Below are 1,483 nucleotides of genomic sequence, written 5' to 3' on the forward strand. Positions count from 1 at the left end.
CTTATGCCGCATGGAGGACGCGCTTGCGCAGGAGGTCGAAGTTGGCGCGGCCGAACATCTGACGCTTGATCATCTTGATCTTGTTGTTGTGGCCCTCGACCGCACCGGAGCTGTAGCGCAGGGTCAGCCCCGCGACGACGGCGTCGAGGTCCTGCAGGAGGCCAGTGGCGAAGGTCTGCAGAGCGGGGATCGGGTCTTGTTGGACGCGGGCGATCCAGTCTTCGAGCTGGTGGCCGCGGCGGTCGTTCATCAGCTCAGCGAAGGCGCGGACGTGCTCGGCGGTCCGGGCAAGCGCCGGGACGCGCGCGAGGATCTCCTTGAGTTGCTGCGCGTCGTCGATGTCGAGCCGGTCGGGATGGCGGGTGATCCACCCGGTCACGTCCCGGACCGACGGCTTGCGGCGGGGCGGATCCTGTTGCGGGAACGCTTCGCGCAGCCGCCGCACGTAGACGCGGACGACCTGCTCCTGGCCCGGGTAGCCCCGTTGCCGGATCTCCTCGAACAGCCGGCGGGCGACGGTGCCGCCCTCGGCATACCGCTGGTGGAGGTAGGGCTTGTAGGGGTCGAGGATGCTGGTGCGTCCCGTCCAGCGGCCGACCAGCAGTTCGTCAGGGTCCGAGGCGTGGGCCAGGCGGCGCACGGTGCCACGAGCCAGGCCCAGTCGCCGGCCGATGGCGCGGAGGCTGACGCCCTCGCGGATCAGGGCGTGGACGGCCGCGTGCTGTTCACGGACGCGGTCCGACAAGCGTCCGGTCCGGCGTGGCTCGGCAGCGGTGGCCGACAAGGAGACGGGCTGCGAGGGACCGGCGGGTGGCGGGGGTTCGGGCAGCAGGGCTCGGTGCTGGAGCACGGTCTTCTCGACGGCACCAGCGAGGTTCTGCCACAGGTGAAAGCGGTCGGCGACGTGGATGGCGTCCGGGGCGCCGAGCCGTGCGGCCTCGGCGTAGAGGGCGGAGCGGTCACGGCAGATGACCTTCACGCCGGGGTGGGCGGCCAGCCAGGAGCGGACGGTCTCGACGCTGCGATCCGGCAGCAGGTCGACCGGTCGGCGGGTCTCGATGTCGACCAAAATGGTTGCGTAGACGTGGCCCTTGCGCAGGGCGAACTCGTCGATCCCCAGCACGCGCGGCGCCGGCGGCACGGGCTCGGGAACCGCGCGTATCAGTCTGAGCAGCGTGGAGCGACTGACTGGGACGGCGAAAGTCTCGGCCAGGCGGGAGCCGGCCCGGCCAGCGAGCATGAGCCCGAGCCGCTGCAACGCGGTCTGGAGCTGCTGACTCCGCCGTCCGTACCGGAAGGTGACGCCCTCGACCTGCTCGACGAACGTGCTTCGTGTGCAGGCTTGTTGGCGGCAGCGGAACCGGCGGACCCGTAACTCGATCACGACGCGACGCTGGGCTGCGGCGCTGTCGTCGAGCCGACGCACGTAGCTGCTGTGAACGCGGCCTGAGGGCGTTCCGCACGACGGACACTCCGCACCCGC

Annotated in this window: 1 protein-coding gene; it reads right to left on the minus strand. The window is 70.7% G+C overall.

Annotation, left to right across the window (positions count from 1 at the left end; translation table 11 throughout):
* Window position 1: 1 nt before the first annotated feature.
* Window positions 2–1,483 (minus strand): ISL3 family transposase (locus ACWCQS_RS46010; RefSeq protein WP_451009994.1); only part of this gene is annotated, 1,482 nt, incomplete at its 5' end.

It is taken from the genome of Streptomyces sp. NPDC002076 (assembly GCF_053593835.1).